General features: G+C 37.3%; 20 protein-coding genes and 1 pseudogene. 7 read left to right on the top strand and 14 right to left on the bottom strand.

Going from position 1 to position 19,173, the window contains the following annotated elements; all coding sequences use genetic code 11:
* The first annotated feature begins 32 nt into the window (after positions 1 to 32).
* Complete coding sequence (locus tag QRE67_RS10050; protein WP_286124727.1) at positions 33 to 929, top strand: ABC transporter permease subunit; 897 nt, start codon at positions 33 to 35, stop codon at positions 927 to 929.
* Positions 926 to 1,966 carry an ABC transporter permease gene (locus tag QRE67_RS10045; protein WP_286124726.1) on the top strand — a complete coding sequence of 347 codons (1,041 nt, stop codon included), beginning with the start codon at positions 926 to 928 and terminating at the stop codon, positions 1,964 to 1,966. The genes QRE67_RS10050 and QRE67_RS10045 overlap by 4 nt, the downstream gene beginning before the upstream one ends.
* A 43-nt stretch (positions 1,967 to 2,009) precedes the next feature.
* Here the strand turns inward: QRE67_RS10045 and QRE67_RS10040 are convergent, their stop codons facing one another.
* Complete coding sequence (locus QRE67_RS10040) at positions 2,010 to 2,435, bottom strand: GNAT family N-acetyltransferase (protein ID WP_286124725.1); 426 nt, start codon at positions 2,433 to 2,435, stop codon at positions 2,010 to 2,012.
* Positions 2,436 to 2,564: 129 nt separating this feature from the next.
* Here QRE67_RS10040 and pdxR point away from each other — a divergent pair, with 129 nt between their 5' ends.
* Complete coding sequence (gene pdxR / locus QRE67_RS10035; protein ID WP_286124724.1) at positions 2,565 to 3,965, top strand: MocR-like pyridoxine biosynthesis transcription factor PdxR; 1,401 nt, start codon at positions 2,565 to 2,567, stop codon at positions 3,963 to 3,965.
* Positions 3,966 to 4,248: 283 nt separating this feature from the next.
* On the opposite strand, the gene QRE67_RS10030 is transcribed toward pdxR, so the two are convergent.
* Both QRE67_RS10030 and QRE67_RS10025 read right to left on the bottom strand, forming a co-directional pair.
* Complete coding sequence (locus QRE67_RS10030; RefSeq protein WP_286123812.1) at positions 4,249 to 5,919, bottom strand: IS200/IS605 family accessory protein TnpB-related protein; 1,671 nt, start codon at positions 5,917 to 5,919, stop codon at positions 4,249 to 4,251.
* Positions 5,920 to 6,133: 214 nt separating this feature from the next.
* On the bottom strand, positions 6,134 to 7,000 hold the full coding sequence (locus tag QRE67_RS10025; protein WP_286124723.1) for a YitT family protein: 867 nt from the start codon (positions 6,998 to 7,000) through the stop codon (positions 6,134 to 6,136).
* A gap of 177 nt (positions 7,001 to 7,177) precedes the next feature.
* Here QRE67_RS10025 and QRE67_RS10020 point away from each other — a divergent pair.
* The 3 genes and pseudogenes from QRE67_RS10020 to QRE67_RS10010 all read left to right on the top strand — a co-directional run.
* Positions 7,178 to 7,381: pseudogene (locus tag QRE67_RS10020) on the top strand (nitrate reductase); the annotation flags it as partial.
* A 156-nt stretch (positions 7,382 to 7,537) separates the two neighbouring features.
* Positions 7,538 to 7,954 carry a GNAT family N-acetyltransferase gene (locus QRE67_RS10015; RefSeq protein ID WP_286124722.1) on the top strand — a complete coding sequence of 139 codons (417 nt, stop codon included), beginning with the start codon at positions 7,538 to 7,540 and terminating at the stop codon, positions 7,952 to 7,954.
* Between the two features lie 40 nt (positions 7,955 to 7,994).
* Entirely contained in the window at positions 7,995 to 8,867 is an 873-nt protein-coding gene (locus QRE67_RS10010) for a GNAT family N-acetyltransferase (RefSeq protein WP_286124721.1), read from the top strand.
* A 267-nt stretch (positions 8,868 to 9,134) separates the two neighbouring features.
* On the opposite strand, the gene alr is transcribed toward QRE67_RS10010, so the two are convergent.
* Positions 9,135 to 10,310: an alanine racemase gene (gene alr, locus QRE67_RS10005; protein WP_286124720.1), complete on the bottom strand. Its 1,176-nt coding sequence runs from the start codon at positions 10,308 to 10,310 to the stop codon at positions 9,135 to 9,137.
* A 171-nt stretch (positions 10,311 to 10,481) separates the two neighbouring features.
* Between alr and QRE67_RS10000 the strand changes: the two genes are divergently transcribed.
* Positions 10,482 to 10,943: a DinB family protein gene (locus QRE67_RS10000; protein WP_286124719.1), complete on the top strand. Its 462-nt coding sequence runs from the start codon at positions 10,482 to 10,484 to the stop codon at positions 10,941 to 10,943.
* Between the two features lie 56 nt (positions 10,944 to 10,999).
* On the opposite strand, the gene QRE67_RS09995 is transcribed toward QRE67_RS10000, so the two are convergent.
* The 10 genes from QRE67_RS09995 to nbaC all read right to left on the bottom strand — a co-directional run bounded on the left by QRE67_RS09995 (position 11,000) and on the right by nbaC (position 19,040).
* Positions 11,000 to 11,590, bottom strand: a complete 591-nt coding sequence (locus QRE67_RS09995) for a histidine phosphatase family protein (protein WP_286124718.1) — start codon at positions 11,588 to 11,590, stop codon at positions 11,000 to 11,002.
* Between the two features lie 141 nt (positions 11,591 to 11,731).
* On the bottom strand, positions 11,732 to 11,932 hold the full coding sequence (locus QRE67_RS09990; RefSeq protein ID WP_286124717.1) for a 4-oxalocrotonate tautomerase: 201 nt from the start codon (positions 11,930 to 11,932) through the stop codon (positions 11,732 to 11,734).
* 15 nt (positions 11,933 to 11,947) lie between these two features.
* Entirely contained in the window at positions 11,948 to 12,736 is a 789-nt protein-coding gene (locus QRE67_RS09985) for a 2-keto-4-pentenoate hydratase (protein ID WP_286124716.1), read from the bottom strand.
* A gap of 3 nt (positions 12,737 to 12,739) precedes the next feature.
* Entirely contained in the window at positions 12,740 to 13,765 is a 1,026-nt protein-coding gene (gene dmpG, locus QRE67_RS09980) for a 4-hydroxy-2-oxovalerate aldolase (protein ID WP_286124715.1), read from the bottom strand.
* Entirely contained in the window at positions 13,752 to 14,651 is a 900-nt protein-coding gene (locus QRE67_RS09975) for an acetaldehyde dehydrogenase (acetylating) (RefSeq protein ID WP_286124714.1), read from the bottom strand. The genes dmpG and QRE67_RS09975 overlap by 14 nt, the downstream gene beginning before the upstream one ends.
* A 32-nt stretch (positions 14,652 to 14,683) precedes the next feature.
* The gene (locus tag QRE67_RS09970; RefSeq protein ID WP_286124713.1) at positions 14,684 to 15,463 is read right to left on the bottom strand and encodes a 2-keto-4-pentenoate hydratase; all 780 of its coding nucleotides are present in this window, start codon (positions 15,461 to 15,463) and stop codon (positions 14,684 to 14,686) included.
* Positions 15,464 to 15,560: 97 nt separating this feature from the next.
* Positions 15,561 to 17,030, bottom strand: coding sequence for an aldehyde dehydrogenase (locus QRE67_RS09965; protein ID WP_286124712.1), 1,470 nt, complete (start codon positions 17,028 to 17,030; stop codon positions 15,561 to 15,563).
* 12 nt (positions 17,031 to 17,042) lie between these two features.
* Positions 17,043 to 17,501, bottom strand: a complete 459-nt coding sequence (locus QRE67_RS09960; protein ID WP_286124711.1) for a RidA family protein — start codon at positions 17,499 to 17,501, stop codon at positions 17,043 to 17,045.
* Complete coding sequence (locus tag QRE67_RS09955; RefSeq protein ID WP_286124710.1) at positions 17,473 to 18,516, bottom strand: amidohydrolase family protein; 1,044 nt, start codon at positions 18,514 to 18,516, stop codon at positions 17,473 to 17,475. The genes QRE67_RS09960 and QRE67_RS09955 overlap by 29 nt, the downstream gene beginning before the upstream one ends.
* Positions 18,501 to 19,040: a 3-hydroxyanthranilate 3,4-dioxygenase gene (gene nbaC / locus QRE67_RS09950; RefSeq protein WP_286124709.1), complete on the bottom strand. Its 540-nt coding sequence runs from the start codon at positions 19,038 to 19,040 to the stop codon at positions 18,501 to 18,503. Before nbaC ends, QRE67_RS09955 begins: the two co-directional genes overlap by 16 nt.
* Positions 19,041 to 19,173 lie beyond the last annotated feature (133 nt).

Raw genomic sequence — 19,173 nt, 5'->3', positions numbered from 1 at the left:
ATATTGTAAAAAACATATTATGGAGGGGTTTGATGTTAAAAAAAATAGCTCAATTTATATTACAGTTACTAGCAATCGTTCTATCACTCTTACTATTATTAAACATACCTTATTTATTTATGAATCAAGGTGAATTTTCGTTTCAACCAAATCAGTTTATCCAACATTTCACTACCATGTTAAAAGAAATTACTTCCTTACAATCGTTGACTATTCACATACCAAGCATTGGTAATTTCAAAACGATACCTCTGTTCCCAACCGTTTTTGATCCTTATATCTATTCATTGACTATTTTATTTGCCGCCTTTTTTCTCGCTCTATTTATTTCATCCAGTATGGCATTTGTATATTTCTTATCAAAGAAAAATATAAAAAAATGGATTGATAGAATGGTATTTGTATTAGAAGCTGTTCCTGATATGATGATCATGATTTGTTTGCAGATGTTTTTCATTTGGATTATAAAACAAATTGGTGATTCTCCTGTTACAATTATTTCGTTTAGAGAAAACCGTGCATATTTGCTCCCTATTTTATCTTTAACAGTTTTACCTACATTACAAATGTTTCGTATGATGGGTTTATACATAAAAGAAGAACATGAAAAGCAATATGTAGAAGTAGCTTACGGAAAAGGACTTTCATCAAGTTATATACTGTGTATACATTTATTAAAGAATATATCTATTCATTTCTTTCACCATTTAAAAACGATTTTTGTTTTCTTACTTTCTAATTTATTCGTTTTAGAATTTGTATTTAATATGAGCGGGATTATTCAATTTTTATTTAGAATGGGTTCATTTTCTGCTTCCGTTACATTCGTTTTGCTCATAATGATCTTACTACCATTCTATATACTCTTCCAAATCATTTCTTACATGATGGATAGATGGCAAAAACAAGTGAAAGGAGAAACAGTATGAAGTCTATCTGGAGATCGAAACGGTTTGTTATCGGCTTTACCTATCTTGTCATTCTTGTTTCTGCAAGTTTCATTTACGGCTGGTTCTTTAAAGATGATACTACTATAGCACCTCGACTTCTTTACAACGATAATCACGAACTCCTCGGGAAGGCGCCTTTTTCACCAACACTGATGCCCCCCTTTGGCTCTGATCGTTTTGGAGAGGCTATTTCCCTTCAAATTTTAGAAGGTGCGAAATTCACAATTTTATTTGCCATTGCAATTAGTTTTCTTCGCATTGTATTTGGAACATTTTTAGGTGTTCTACTAAGTTTATACACAGCACGTCTGAAAAAATTTGTACGAGCATGCTCAGAAATCTTTTATTATATTCCAACTGTTTTTATTGCTTTTATACTCATAGCACCAGTCAATATTAGGATGGTTTCTAATGCGGATGACTTAAATCCAAATATCTCGTTTGCCTTTTATCAAGCTATTGTACTCATTTTCGTTGCACTCCCAACACTTACTTTATATATTTCTTCAGAAGTTGATGAGTTTATGCAACGTGACTATATATTAAGCTCACAATTAATGGGCGCCAGCCGTTTTCATATTATTAAAAAACATTTACGAGTTTTATTACTTAACCGTTTATTTATATTATTTATGGAACACATTGTCCAAACGCTCATACTTGTTATTCATTTATCATTATTCCAAATTATTATCGGTGGCGTGCAGCAAAGAGACACGGGTCATGGCGAAATTAAGTTCGCCTCTCTCTCTAACGATTGGGCAGGTCTAATTGGTTTAAATTATTATGAAATGAATCTTTCGATGTGGATTATTTTTTATACACTCGTTGCATTCTTTATCACAATTCTCTTCATTAAACTTATGACAAGGGGAATACAAGACGCACTCGCAACTAGAAATAATCAAGTACTAGCAATCCAGCAAGTTCAAGTTCAAAAAACAAATGAAACAAATAAAGATTCTTTTTCATTCGTTTCTCCAAAAGATGCAAAGCGTTCTTCTGCGCATTTTTAAGAAAAATGCAATATCAAAAATAAAGAAGAGGCATGTCTCTTCTTTATTTTAATTCCTTATGAAACGAGTAACTCACCTTCTCATACCCTTCTCGTTCATAAAAACGATGCGCATCCACGCGTGGAAAAGCGGACGTAAGGACCACGCAAGTACACCCCTGTTCTTTCCCCCACCTCTCTATATGCGATAGCAATGCTTCTCCATATCCTTTTGAACGATGAGATTCTGCAGTTACAAGATCATATATAAAGACGTGTTTCTTGTTGTAAAAATTTGTACAAACTGCCACTCCAGCAAGGCAAACCGCTTCACCTTCCTCATTGGATAACGATAATAATTGATACCGTTCTTCTTTCATCTGATTCAATAACAATTGTGCTTCCTCGTTTGTAAGTGCAGGTCGTAACTGTTGCAAAATCGGTAATACCTCACAAAATTTCCCTACTGTTTTTATTTCTTGAACGTCCATCGATTTTCTCCCCTTATCACTTTATGAAATTTTCTAAATGTTATATTATCAGTATAAAAAGAATGTGCCCTTTTCTTAAGTGACAGTTTATTTCTTTTTTATAAGGCCAGATTTTCAGGAGAGAATGCCATGGATTTAATTATTCCGTTACAAGTAAAAAGTACAACTCCTATTTACGTACAAATTTACAACTTTATAAAACAAGAAATCGTAAAAGGAACAATTCTCACTGGAACACGTCTTCCTTCTCATCGTAACTTAGCACTGCAGCTTGGCGTAAGCCGAATCACAGTGGAATCCGCTTATCAACAGTTATCGGCAGAGGGTTATGTTGAAAGTAAACCGAAACGTGGTATCTTTGTTGCTGAAGTAGATGTTGATATTATACCAACCAAACAGCCCGTTTCATCTCTTCCTCTTGTAATAACACAAAAGGAAGATGAGTTTTTTGATTGTAGTCAAGGACGTGTAGACCAAACCGCTTTCCCACTCACCAATTGGAAACGTGCTCTACAGGATTGTTTATTAGAAAACGAAAATGACTTATTTACAAAAGAAGACCCTCAAGGAGAATATGAGCTGCGAGCTCACATTTCTCATTATTTGTATCATGCACGCGGCGTTCATTGTTCACCAGATCAAGTTATTATTGGTGCTGGTACACAGCCGCTTCTCTGGTTACTCATCCAACTACTTGGACATCACAAAACATATGCGGTCGAAAACCCTGGGTTTCACCGTGTAAAAGCAATTATGCAAAGCTGCGGACTGGCTATCCATCCTATTCCATTAGATGAGAAAGGTATTCATGTTCCAGCTCTGTATAATTGTGATGCAAATGTTGCCTATGTCACTCCTTCGCATCAATTTCCTTATGGCATGATTATGCCATTATCACGAAGACTGGAATTATTAAAATGGGCAAATGATCATAAAAGTTATGTCATTGAAGACGATTATGATGGGGAATTCCGCTATGTTGGAAAGCCTATTCCTTCCTTGCAAGGTTTAGATACAAATGAACGTGTTATCTACATGGGAACTTTTTCAAAATCATTTTTACCTTCTTTACGAATGGGTTATATCGTACTTCCGAATCATCTATTAGAAATATATAAAAAGCACGGCATAATTTTTAAGCAAACCGTCTCAAAAATACAGCAACTTGCTTTCACTACATTTATTAAAAAAGGTGATTGGAACCGGCATGTAAACCGGATTCGTACATTATATAAAAAGAAGCACCAGCGATTAATAAAAACATTGCACGAACAAATGGGGACACACGTTGATATACTCGGAGATCAATCTGGGCTTCATATTGTGTTACATGTTCATAACGGTATGAACGAACGAGAACTGATCCAAACAGCTGCCGAAAAAAAAGTAAAGGTTTATCCCGTTTCTATATACGATTCAGTAAATGAACTACAGAAGGAATCCTATATTTTACTAGGATTTGGTGGATTAACGGAAGATGAAATTACAACTGTCGTACATTTATTAAGAAAGGCATGGTTTTCTTATTGAACTACCCCCACCTACCTCTACACGAGCTTGAGGTGGGGGATTCTACTGTTTCTGCCCTAACAAAAACACTTCCTCTCGTTCAACAAAGAGGATACAACGATATAGAAATTCGGTAGTGTCCTTAGGCAAGACGACCTCTTTCTGTCTTCCGAGGAGAACAGAAAAGGTACAGCTACTTTTTTCTTATATCGAGGCGAAGAACACCCTGTCATTCATCCAGTTCCTAGACCTGTTATCTGCTCTGGTGACAAGTGTAAGAGACTGGGACAAGGCGTCTTTTTCATTATGCAAACAGTTTTGCTAGTTTTTTCTTTTCACTTTCAAATAAGTCTAATCGTTCGATTTGTAATGCCTCTTTCGGCTGATTCACATGATATAACTGATAGAAATGATGCGTACGAATATCAAATCGATTGTTTAATTGATGCCAATGGGTCCAGTGGTGCGCTTCTTTCTTTAGAATATAAGGTTGAAGCACTTGAGGCACTTTTTCTTTATACCCTAATCCACGACGCCCAATCGTAAAGGCCGCAGATTGATGAATAGAGATGCCAAGTTTCCGCATATATTTCATCTTCCCTGAGATAGAAGTATATGCTGGATTGACTTGAAAGACAGCCACGCCCATTTTATCCGCACGACCCAGAATTGCGTCTGTCATCTTCTTATAAGCGAACATACTCTTCATTCGATTCGCTCGCTTACTTCCGTACCGATCCCCTGCCCTAGATTGCGTGGTATCTAACTTTTCTATTACAATCGGCTTGTTATACCGCTCTGCTAAGTCAACTAATCGAATGACTTCCGCTTCAATTATCTTTGTGATTTGTCCGGTAGATTTACCTATCATGGAAAAACGGAGGGAACCACTTCCTTTGTAATTCCCATCCTTCGTTACATGCGCCCAAGCAAAATGATTTAGATTACAATCTACACCAATCACTCCATCCGCTTTACTGTAATTCGTGTGAGGTTTTTCCGGTACATCGACTAGGCATTTCACAATATAATACTCACCATAGTCTTCAACAGACCACGCAATCGGTTTGCCGTGTTTTTTCTTATTCTTACACTGTAATTGGTTTGTGATTACTTCCTCAATGATTTCTTGTCCATACGGGAATGTGACAGTTGGAAACATAACCGGTTTTCCTGTACTTGTCGTCATCCATAATTCCTGACTCTCAATAACATACTGAAACACAAAATTTCCGTGTTTGGCATCTTTACGGCCAGATAAAATGAGTTGTTTATTTCGAGCGCGGAAAAATAATGTTTTCCATTTGTCATGGTTATGTATAAACTCATCGATTGTAAATTGAGACCGAAACAGTTTTTTACTCCCAAACACCGCGCTAGGAATATGCGTTTGGTACGATTCAAGCTTCTGCTTTAAACGGTATTGCCTGTGAGTCAAACGACCGATTTTTGCTTGAATCCTTTTGATTTGAACATCTAAGTACTGGTGCTCAAACAGATATTCATTCAGCCAAATGAATGTGTCCTCTTTACGAGACAAGGAGATAATATTATTGTTCTTCGAAAAGCGGGAGTTTTTGGGAAACGTAATCTTTCCTTTCACACAACTTTGTTTGATTTTACGAAGCTTTGTCAGTTTTGTACGTTCTTGCTTCAACTTCTTTTTGATTTTCTTGAGCTTCTCTTGTGTTTGTTTCTCATATATCTTCTGCAACTCTATTAAACCTGTAAACAACGCCTTTTCTTCTTGCACCGCACTGTTTGCATAGTAATCATTCAATTGATATTTCCGCTTGAGAACAAGATGAAGACTATCTGTATGCATCTTACGGCTCCAACGTTTTTCCCGAACAATCGTTTGAAATGCAAAGCGTTTCGCCCGATTAAATGTTTCCATTGTCTTTGTCAATGTATCTACCATTTCATACGGTACATCCCTTTTATAGATCCGTTTCGAAAAATACGCTTTCTTCACCTGTTCTCACCTCATTTTGTTTGATAAGACAATTATACAACAAAACGGAACGTACGTTCTACAAAAAAGATGGTTTTCTTTAAAAAAAGAAAAAACCGATTCATCCCCCACCTTTACTTCGTTTAGAGGAGGGGGTCTTCTCGGTTGAAATGATAAAAAAAGAGCTTCCATCATCAAAAAGATTGATGGTGAAAGCTCTTTTTATTTACATACTCTAACTATTCGTTTCAGTTGGTGACTGCCCTGAACGAGAGGAGATACCTGGCCGTTTAACACCTGTTGTTTCAGTTGAGAAAGAAGCTTCTATAATGGCACTTGGATCTACAGAGAGAACGAGATCTTTCATTTTTGGATAAATAAAGCGGTTTGTAATACAATAAATAATTTTCCGCTGCTCTCCTAAAAAACCACCTTCTCCGTGCAGATACGTAACAGAAAGTTGCAGCTCTTTCATAAGCAGCTCGCCAATTTCTTTATTCTTGCCTGATATAATCATTACGCTCTTTCCTTGATTAATACCATCTAATATGAAATCAATCATTTTTGTAACGATATAGAAAATCGCTAACGAGAACATCGCTTGCTCGATTGAGAACAAAATAGCAACAAATACGAAAATAACGGCATTCACAGCCATTAAAAATGTACTAATTGGTACTTTAAAATGTTTATTCATCCAGACCGCTAGCATTTCTGTTCCGTCAATGGCACCACCCATCTTCACAACAATCCCAACACCTACTCCAAACAATACACCACCGTATAATACAATGAGTAATTCAGATGTTGTAATAGCTGGAAACGGTTTTAAATAAATTAAACCGAGCGTAGTTATAACATTCGCATAAGACGTTCGTATGAAAAACTTTTTCCCCATAACCTTTGCTGTGAATAACAAGATAGGAATATTCAAACCTAAAAACACGCCATAAAGCGGTAATCCTGCAACCTTATTCGCCATAATCGCAATAGCCGTTACCCCGCCATCTACTAATCCGTTTGGTGCTAAAATAAGCTCTAACGAACCAGCTACAATAATCGCTCCAATTGTCAACAACACATATTCAAATAATTTCTTCATTCATTACCCCCAAAACAGATATATTTTCTTAGTTTTATCATATCGAATTTTCACTTTATACGCAAAGAAATTGCTTTATTTACACAAAATTGACACTTAATTGGAAATTTTTACGCATTATTTCCCCATGTAGTATATAATGTTTTTATTGAATTTTTAGAAAAAAGGAGGTTGTCCATGTTACAAAAACTGTTTTCTTCCCCTATTCTATTTATACAAACATTACATCCTGGCTATGAAAATCACGTAAGCGACGTCTGGCTCGTAAAAACAGAAGCTGAAGAAGTAATTGCCCGCTCTTCCGAAATGCAGGGAGAACCTAATAATGATTTTTGGTGGGGATGTAAGCAAATATTCGGGATCGATCCAAGAAATGTACATAAGTATGCCTATTCCTGATTTAGAGCAGTGCAGAGAACCCTACCGATATGTGTATCGCTTACTATCTGTCCAAGGGCATGTAGATTTAGAGGAATGGTTACATCACTCCGCTTTCTTTTAATCGCTTTATCATACTACTCATAAGGAGAATAAAACATGCATATTCAAAATAAATGGAGTCAAAAAGATAAAGATTATATTAGAAAACAATTAATCTCATTTAATCAAACAAAAGTCCCTCCAAAAGCCAATTCACCTACTGAAGATGTTTGTTTAACAATTAAGAATGAAGCTGAAGAAATTGTCGCTGGACTAACTGGTGTCATCTTTTGGCAATGTTTACATGTTGATATCCTATGGGTTGATGAGAACATACGTCATCACGGTTATGGAAGCAAATTGTTACAGGAAGCCGAAACAATTGCAAAAGAAAAGAAATGCAGGCTGATAAAGCTAGATACATTTAGCTTCCAAGCACCTGAATTTTATAAGAAACATGGTTTTACAGTGTATGGTGTTGTTGAAGATTTCCCGCAAGGACATACACAGTATTACTTAGAAAAAAGATTCTAATAGTAGAAATTTCACACTATATAAAATGGAGCGTGACCACTTGCATATTCAAAAAAAGAAAACATTAACAATGGATGAAATTCAAGAAATGATAGATTTAGCTTATATATGTGAACAAAATGATAAAATCGAATACCAATCAGATATACATGTAGAAATCCTCAACAAACGAAATGGATATCAAGTCAATGAGTTTCTTTATTATAAAGAAGACCAATTAGTTGGATTTGTCAGTATGTATGAATTTGAAAGACCTACAAAATTGGAATTAACAGGCCTTGTACATCCTGATTTCAGAAGACAAAAAATCGGCAGTCTTCTCTTACAAATAGCTATGGAAGAAATAAAAAAACGTAATATCGACGAAGCCTTACTAATCATAAATGGAGCGTCTACAAGTGGAAAAGAATTTACCCGTGCTGCTACATTTCAATACATATGTAGTGAGTATAGTATGAGTTTCAAATCAGATACAACTATACAACCGAGAAACACCCCGAAACTCCAAATAGTCTCTGTTTCTTCTGAAACATTACCTACTATAGCACTTGTCGCTAGCAAAGCTTTCAACGATGAAATAGAAAACATCTCAGCATGGCTTCATAAGACCTCTTCCTCACCTATTCATCATGTATATGCTGTCTGTATCGATAAGATAATAGTCGGAACAATTACAGTATGTAAAAAAGAGGAATTTGTTTCTATTTCTGGATTTGCTATTGATCCCACCTACCAAGGAAAAGGATTCGGAAAACAAATATTACAGTCTATCGTTCATACATTAATAAATGAAGGACATCGAAATATTGGACTAGAGGTTGAAACAAAAAATAATAATGCCCTCAAGCTCTATCAGCAATGTGGTTTTGAAGTTACTGCAAGTCATGATTACTATACTCTATTACATTTATAATAATAGCTTTCATGACAATCAAACTATATAAATACAAATTAAAAAACCGACATAAAACCCTTCTTTTTAGGTGGGAGAGAGCATCCGGCCATGCATAGAAACGGTCAGATCCTTTTCCTGCCCCAGACATAGTGAAAACAAAGAGAGAAAACGAGTGCAGGTCACCTTTTGTTATCCATAGCCGCGGTTATATGTCGAAAAATCAAAATGGATTTATATAAACAAAAAAGACTGAATCATCAAGTAATGATTCAGTCTTTTTTCATTTTATTTTCTTCTTAATATATTTACAACGGAAACCGTTTCACCGTTTTCTTTATATACACGCGGAATTCTTCTATCTAGCATACAAGTCACTTCATAGTTAATTGTACCTAACATATCCGCTATTTCTTCTACTGTAATTTCTTCCTCACCTTGTTTACCATAGAAAACAACCTCGTCTCCTACTTGTACAGGCATTGCTTTCGTCACATCGAGCATTAATTGATCCATACAAACACGGCCAATTACAGGTACACGAATACCGTTGATTAATGCGTGTCCCTTACTTGAAAGTAGACGGTTATACCCATCTGCATAGCCAATCGGAACCGTTGCAATCCATTCCTCACCCGATGTCACATACGTATTACCGTAACTAACACCGCGACCTTTTTTGGCATGTTTAATATGTGCTACTTTCGACTTTAACGATAAAGCTGGCTGCATCGCAACAACTGTATGATCTACTTCTCTTGAAGGATACATGCCGTAAATTCCGATTCCAACGCGTACCATATTTTGAAACGTATTACTTAGTTCCATCGATCCGGCACTGTTTGAACTATGAATAAACGGAATGTGAATCCTTAGCTCTTTGGCCGTATTTACAGCTTTCTCAAATAGAGTTGTTTGCATTATTGTATATGTTTTATCTATTTCATCGGCAGTGGAGTAATGCGTAAACATACCTTCTACTTCCACATGCTTCATGTTTTTTAGTTCTTCTAAAAATGGGAGCACTTCTTCTTCTTGTAAACCAATACGGCTCATTCCTGTATCGATTTTCACTTGAATACGAGCTTTCTTTCCTAAACGTTCTGCTACTTGGTCGATACCTTTTAAATCTTCTATTCTATATATCGTCATCATAATGTCATATTGAATCGCTTCTGCAGTCGCTTCTACTGGTGTATATCCTAAAATTAAAATTGGTGCAGTAATCCCTGCCTCGCGCAGTTCAATACCTTCATCTACAAATGCAACAGCAAGTTGATTCACACCAGCCTCAATCGCTGATTTTGCGACTTCAACTGCCCCATGTCCATACCCATTTGCTTTTACTGCTGCCATCATTGCAATATTTTTATCGTTTACACGTTTTTTATATTCTCTCACATTATGTTTCACAGCATCTAAATTAATTTCAACAATTGTATCTCTTCCGTATCTCGAACTCATTGGTCTAAACTCCTAACTCAATAATTGCTTTCCATTCTATTATCGTTCAATTGGAACTTAAATAATATAATACTTTTCATTTTTCTAGTCAAACTACTAGAATTTTCGGAATTTTGAATATGGTATAATACTCTTAAGAAACTATTATATACGGAGATGAGGAGAATTTCAATGTTTGTTATAGCCGCACTCCATCAACTTGAAGTTGCCATAAACTCAGCCATAGAAATGCTAAAACAACTCACAGATGAAGATTTACAATGTAAGCCGATACAAAATAAACGGTCATTATTTGAAATGTGCGCCCATCTTTCTCTCATTTGTCATGCTGACCTTCTTATTTTGAACGGTGCTACACAAGAAGAGTTAGACAGCTTTTATTTAGAACATACACCGCAAACAATCGATCAACTGCAACAAACAATGCACCAAGGCTTTCAGCTTCTATCCCAAACATTTCAATCCTATTCAAACACGGAACTAACCGAAATAATGCCAGCCTACTGGGGTGTTTCTTATTCACGGTTCGAATGGTTACTTGAAATCATTGCTCATGTGTATCACCATCGTGGACAACTTCATATTTTATTAGTTGAACATGTAGCCGATCCTTGTGTTTCTTTATTTGAATAGCATTGTATGATTCCAACAAAAATATAAGCCTGTTTATAAAAAAAACAGGCTCTTCCTTATATATGTTCCAAATGACTCGTATCGTTAATAAAATGAATGATTTTCTGTTTATCCGTAAGTTCAATTAAACTAATTCCTGTATCTCCCATTTTAAAATAATAGTCCATATTAATTGGCATTTGGAAAAACGCACGTAATATACTATTAATTACCCCACCATGTGCAACGATCGCAATTCGTTCATACTTATTTTCTGTCACAATCTTGGAAAATATCGTTTCAATCCTCATTCGAAATTCTATGAATGATTCCCCATTTTCAAAACGATCATGAAGAAATTTTAGCTCTGGATACTTTTTCGCTTCTTCAAAGGACAATCCGGCCTGTATACCATTATTAAATTCCATCAATTCTTCTTCCAATTGCACTGGACACCCAACGGTTTTCGCTAATGTTTCGGCAGTTTCTCGCGCCCTTTTTAATGTACTTGCCCATATAAAATCTGGTGGAAAGTCTTGTTTCACTTTTTGAACTAAACTCGATACTTGTCTTCTACCCATTTCAGTTAATTCAAAATCTGCTCTTCCTTCATGAACCTTTAAAATGTCTGCTTCTGACTCTCCGTGCCGAATTAATAGTATTTGCATATTGGTCTCCTCCCTTTTTTAAATCCCCTTGTATTATTTTGAACTAGAAGAAAATTTTAACATATTAGTTATACTTTTCACATCAAAAGGCTATTCTCATTTCATTAATAAGAATAGCCCTTTATCCTAACTTCTATTAAACTATTTTCCTCCCACAATACCTTTCGCCTTTCCTCCAACACCCCAATGGGAACCTGGAATCTCATTCACTAACACTCGCACACGCTCAGCATCAACGTCTAAACTTTTTGCTACCGCATCTGTAACATTCGAAATGAGATATTGAATTTGTTCCTGATTTCTTCCTTCAATCACTTGAATTTGTACAATTGGCATACTCATCTCTCGCTTTACTCTTTATTCGCAAAACATCGATACACTACCTAATCCTTCAAACTGAGCGATAATTGAATCTCCAGATTGAAAGGCAATTGCCTCGGATAAAGCACCACTTAATACGATATCTCCTTTTTTCAATCCTTCATTTTGTAAACCAAGCTTATTTACTGCCCAAGCAATTGCAGCAGCTGGATGCCCAAGGACAGCCGCTCCCGTTCCTACTGTTGCCATTTTACCGTTTTTCGACATAACCATTCCAACATTCGCTAAATCCATTTCCCCTGGATTCATCCATTTGCTTCCTAATACGAATTTTGAAGAGGAGCAATTATCAGCAATTACATCAGGTAATGTAAATTTAAAATTTAAATAGCGACTATCGATAATTTCCAAAGCTGGAGCAACATATTTCGTCGCTTTCAGTACATCGTCCGCTGTAATATTTGTACCTTGTAAATCCTCTCCCATTAAAAATGCAATTTCTGGTTCTGCTTTTGGATGAATCAATGTTTCATACTTTAGTGGTTCCCATTCAACCGCTAACATATCGCTAACTAAATATCCGTAAATCGCTTCATTTATCCCCATCATTTGTTGTTTTGGCTTACTTGTTAATCCAAGTTTTACTCCAATTCGTTTGGATCCTTCTGCCATTTTTTGCTGCACAAGTTGTTTTTGCAATACATAAGCATCCTCTACCGTTAAATCAGGATGCCTGTCTGTCACTTTTACAACTTCTTTTCTATCTCGCTCTGCTTGCAGTAAATATTCAATAATCTCTGTACCCGTACCTTTAACTAGCACCACATCTTACACCCCCGTTTTTGCTTTTGCTAACTCAGCCGCTACGTCCAAAATCATATCTTCTTGGCCCCCAACAATTTTTCGTTTGCCAAGTTCTATTAAAATATCACGAGCATCAACACCAAATTTCTTAGCCGCTCGTTCCGCATGTAATAAAAAGCTCGAATACACACCAGCGTACCCCATCACAAGACTACCTTTTTGAATTTCTTGTGGTCCTGGTAACATGGGAGCAACAATATCTTCTGCTAAATCCATCATTTTATATAAATCTATGCCAACATCACATCCCATACGATCCAAGACTGCAAGCAACACTTCGGTTTGTGCATTTCCAGCCCCTGCTCCTAAGCAGCGAACACTACCATCAATACGCGTCGCTCCTTCTTCAATCGCTGCAACTGTATTGGCAACTGCAACAGAAAGATTGTTGTGACCATGGAAGCCAATTTCTATGTTTAATGATTGACGCAATGCCCTAATTCGTTCCCGTACTTCATGTGGCAATAGCGATCCCGCTGAGTCTGTTACATACACAGCTTGTGCCCCGTAATGTTCCATTAGCTTTGCTTGTTCTACTAGTTTTTCGACAGGAGCGGAATGCGCCATCATTAAAAATCCGCACACTTCCATACCTAACTCACGTGCAAAATGAATATGCTGCGCAGACACATCTGCTTCTGTCACATGCGTTGCCACTCGTACAAGTTCTGCACCGATGCCTTGTGCTTGTTTTAATTCATGGACAGTACCGATACCAGGAATGAGCAACACAGCTACCTTGGCTTGTTTACATTCTTCAACTGCCGCTTCAATGAGCTTCATTTCATCTACCAATGATTTTCCATATTGTAGTGTTGAACCACCTAATCCATCTCCATGACTTACTTCAATATAATGCATACCAGCTGCATCTAACGCACCTGCTACTGAACGAACTTGCTCTTCTGTAAATTGATGTCTCATCACATGACTACCATCACGTAAACAAACCTCTGTCAGTTTAATAGGTACTTCACTATTTCGTTTCATTCATAACACCTCGTTCCTTTAACGCAATCATGCGACGTGCATAATCTTCTCCGACTTTCAGAGCTGCTGCTGTCATAATATCTAAATTACCCGCATAGGGAGGAAAATAGTCTCCCGCTCCTTCTACTTCTAAAAAGACAGTCACACGATTCCCATCAAACATGGGTTCTTGTTTCAATGAATAGCCCGGTACATATGATTGAACCACTTCAACCATGTTATAAATTGCTTGTCGAATAGCTGTTTCATCCATCTGCTTCACTTCACAATATACCGTATCTCTCATTAAGATTGGTGGATCAGCTGGATTTAATATGATCAGTGCTTTTCCGCAATCTGCTCCGCCCACATCTTCAATTCCACGCCTTGTTGTAATCGTAAACTCATCAATATTTGCTCGCGTTCCTGGCCCCGCACTTAAACTAGAAATGGTTGCGATAATTTCTCCATACGACACATCTGCTACTTCATTAATCGCATAGACAATCGGTATTGTCGCTTGCCCGCCGCATGTAATCATATTGACATTTCGTGCTTCAACATGTTCTTCACAATTTACTGCTGGACAAATAAATGGACCACATGCCGCTGGGGTTAAATCAATTGCTAGTTTCCCGAGCTCTCTTAACACTTTCGCATGATGAACATGTGCTTTTGCTGAAGTCGCATCAAATACAATGTCTGCTAAGTTAGGATTCTCAATAATCGATTGTATACCATTATCAAAAATAGCGTATCCTTCTTGTTCCGCTCGCTTCAATCCGTCTGATTCAGGGTCAATACCAATCATAGCCGTCAGTTCAATTACATTACTTCTTTTCAACTTATACATTAAATCGGTGCCAATATTTCCAGAGCCAATAATGGCTGCTTTCACTTTCACCACGCCTGTCCCCTCCTTCTTACACACTTTAAAAACTATGAAAATGTAACGGACACTGAACCAAGAGGGCCAAACTGTGCAGAAATTACATCATTACGTTCCACTGCCACAGCACCAGATAACGCCCCTGGTAAAATAAGTTCCCCAGCTTTCAATGAAATATTAAATTCACTTAGCTTGTTCGCTAGCCAAGCAACTGCTTGTGCTGGATGCCCTAACGCTGCCGCTCCTGCACCTGTAGCAATCAATTCATTATTTTTATAAAGCGCCATTCCAGCTGTACGTAAATCCACTTCGGATACAATAGAAAGCTTTTCGCCAACAACTACTTTTGCAGAAGAGCCATTGTCTGCAACTGTATCAGCAAGTTTAATCTTCCAATCAGCAATACGACTATCAATAATTTCAAGTGTCGGCACAATATATTTTGTCGCCATTAACACATCCACATATGTAACATTGGGGCCACTTAAATCTTCCGCTAGAATAAACCCAATTTCCGCTTCTACTTTTGGAGATACGAATGAATCAATCGAAGTCTCACTTCCACTGTCAATTTTCATATCATCTAATAAATGTCCGTAATCCGGTTCATTTACTCCAAGCATTTGCTGCATCGCCATACTTGTAAGTCCAACCTTTTTCCCAATTACTTTCCGCCCCTGTTTTAGCTTTTGATTTACTACTTCTAATTGAATGTAGTAGGAATCTGAAACAGATAAATCTGGATAGCGTTCCGTAAATGGTAAAATGGATTCACATGAGTTTTCTGCTTGCAATAGTTCATCTGCTAATTTCTTTATCAACACTTGCATGTGTTTCACCTCTTTTTTAGAACTCCTCTATATCATGGGTTCTGATTTTCACCTTGCATTAACAGGCAGTAATCCCTTCACTGATGAAAGTTTCACTTTACAATTTCATTGTGATTGTTTTTGCTTCTGTATAGAACTCAAAACTATGACGGCCACCTTCTCTACCGATTCCACTCGCCTTTGAACCACCAAATGGTGTTCGTAAATCACGAACATACCAGCAATTGATCCATAATAAACCCGAATCAATTTGCGAAACAACACGCTGTGCCCTTCTGAGATCATTTGTCCAAACAACACCAGCTAAACCGTAAATGGAATCGTTGGCTATGCGAATCGCATCTTCTTCTGTTTTAAACGGGATCACAACTAAAACAGGACCAAAGATTTCTTCCTGAGCTACACGCATACTATTGTCTACGTCATATAAAACAGTTGGCTCGTAAAAATTCCCTTCTACTAAACTTTCGATTCTTTTTCCTCCGCAAGCTAGTTTTGCTCCTTCAGAAAGGCCAATTTCTACATATTTGTCGACCGTTTCTAAATGTGACTTTGAGACAAGTGCTCCCATGTCTGTCTCTTCATCTAGTGGGTTCCCAACTTTTATTTTTTTCACAGCTGTCACAAACTTATCAAGAAACTGTTCATAGACACTTTCTTGTACGAGTAATCTCGAACCAGCTAAGCAAATTTCTCCTTGATTACGGTAAATCGCTTCAATCGATCCTTGTACTGCCTCATCTATATCTGCATCCTCAAATACAATATTAGCTGACTTTCCGCCTAATTCTAATGAAACAGGTATTAAGTTTTCAGAAGCATTTCGCATAATTGTTTTTCCTGTATTACTTTCTCCAACAAATGAAATACGTCTTACAGAAGGATGTGTCGTCATTGTCGTTCCAACTGTACTGCCTGGACCGGTAATAATATTGAGCACACCAGGAGGTAACCCCGCTTCATTGGCAATCTCACCGAGCATGACTGCACTTAACGGTGTATAAGAGGCTGGTTTTACGACAACAGTATTACCAGCGGCTAATGCAGCAGAAGCTTTCCATGTCATTTGCATAAATGGTAAATTCCAAGGGATAATTAAGCTCGTTACACCAGCAGGGGCATATTTCGCATACGACATAAAGTTATGTTTATCATAATGTTCATGTACCATATACTTTGCCATCTCGGCAAAAAAGCGAAAATTATGTGCAGAACGTGGAATATCGAATCCACGGCTCTCTTTAATTGGTTTTCCAACATCAAGCGTTTCTATATACGCTAGTTCATCCACTTTCTCCATAATTAAATCGGACATTTTGCACAAAATTTCCGAGCGCTCTTCCACAGGCATTTTACTCCAAACACCACTTGCAAATGTACGCTGTGCAACATCTATTGCACGCTTTGCATCCTCTTCACTACCTTGTGCAACAGATGCAAGTTTCGTGTTTGTAGCTGGGTTAAGGGTATCAAATGTCTTACCCGAAATTGCATCGATATATTGTCCATCAATAAATAACTTTGCATCTTTTACCTTCATTTTTTCAGCTAACAGTTCTCTATTCAAACTACATACCTCCTACTCTGCAATTTCTAAAATCATTTCAATTTCAATCGTTGTATTATTCGGTAATTGTGCCATCCCAACAGCGGAACGAGCGTGCTTTCCTTTTTCCCCAAAAACCTCTACTAATAAATCAGATGCACCATTCATCACTTTTGGCTGCTCTGTAAAATCTTCTGTACTATTTACAAAACCAAGTAATTTCACAACTCGTTTTACCTGATTCAAATCTCCAAGTTCATGTTTTACAACACTTAATAAATTCAACATAGACTGCCTTGCTGCTTTATATCCATCTTCTACCGAAACATCCTTACCTAGTTTCCCATGATATTGATCAACACCTTGCCCAGCAGTAAACAATAAATTCCCTACTCTTACACAACTTACATAGTTACCGACTGCCGGACGAATAGCTGGTAATATGAGCCCCATTTCAGCTAGCTTACTCTCTGGTATTTGTACTTTCTGCATATACCACACCTCTTTTTTTTATATCAATATTTAAAAACTGCGCGGCGTTTCCACCAAGCATATCTTCCTTTTGTTTCTCCGTTAATTCCAATGTCTCATCAATTACTTTTCCTGGATGAATTTCACGAAGTAAAAATGGGTAATCTGAACCCATGAAAATTTTCTCATGACCGAAGCGCTCCATCATATATTTGATATTCATCGGATCATAGTTTAAAGAATCAAAGTAAAATTTCTTCGCATAATGGCTTGGTGGATACGTTGTAAGTCTCAAGTGTGGCCATACTTTCCATCCTTGATCTAACCGAGGAAGAATATATGGAAACGAGCCCCCGCCATGCGCAAAACAAATCTTTAACCTTGGAAACTTCTCCATTATTCCACTACATACGAGAGTAGCTGCTGCAAGTGCCGTTTCACTCGGCATACCAACTGTGTACATAAAATTATGATGAGGCATCCTCTCACGCCCGAGTGTCTCCCACGGATGGATAAAGATTGGTACTTGCCACTTTTCAGCCATTTGAAAAAACGTTATAAAAGACGGATCATCTAAATTTTTCCCATTTACATTTGTACCAATTTCAATTCCATGTAGTTTCAGCTCGTTCATACATCGCTCCATTTCACGAACTGCAGTAAGCCCATCTTGCATCGGAACCGTCCCTAATCCGACAAAACGATTTGGATATGTTGCAACTGTTTCAGCAATAAAATCATTTTGAATACGTGCCATTTGCTCGGCTTCGTCTGGATTCGCCCAGTATGAAAAAGTAACGGGAATTGGCGATAAAACTTGCATATCGACACCTTCACGATCCATATCTTCAATTCGTTTTTCTGGACTCCATACTTGATCTGTCACATCACGAAAGTTTTTCCCACCAACCATAATGGCAGCTCCGCATGTACAAGTACGATTCAATATAGGCCAACGTCCACCGCCAAACTTCTTTTCAAAATCAGGGAATGTTTCAGGGATAATATGCGTATGAAAGTCTATTCGCACTTCCATTCCTCCACTTCTTCTGGCATAATATGTCCGCAATTTTTACATGCCCGCACTTCTTTATTTGAATTAAAACTATGAATGGCTTGCTTCACTTGTTTTTCAATATCTTCTAATTGCACACGAACACGGTGCATTTCATGATTACACTCATCACAAAACCACACAAAGTCCTCAAGTTCGCCTTTGTTACGCTTTCGTTCAATCACTAATCCATACGTGTTAGCAACGCGGTGCGGTGAATGTGGAATCATGGCTGGCAACATAAACACATCGCCTTCTTTCACTGTAACAACTTCACGTTTTCCTTCTTCCGTAATACATTCCACATAACATTCACCTTGAATTTGATAAAAGAATTCATCTGAAGGATCCACATGAAAATCACGTCTTCTATTTGGTCCACCTAAAATCATTGCTATAAACTCTGAATCTTGCCAAATGACTTTGTTGTTCACCGGCGGTTTTAATAATTCCTTATTTTCATCAATCCATTTTAATAGGTTAAAAGATTGTAATGTTTTTGACATACTTATTCCTCCTCGTTTTTTATATAAATCCATTTTGATTTTCCGACATATAGCCGCGGCTATGGATAACAAAATGGAACCTGCACTCGTTTTCTCTCTTTGTTTTCACTATGTCTTATGTCTGGGCAGGAAA

It is taken from the genome of Bacillus sp. DX3.1, from assembly GCF_030292155.1.
Lineage (GTDB): Bacteria > Bacillota > Bacilli > Bacillales > Bacillaceae_G > Bacillus_A.
The sequence above is the reverse complement of the archived record's forward strand: the minus strand, read 5'-3'. Positions and strand labels throughout refer to the sequence as shown.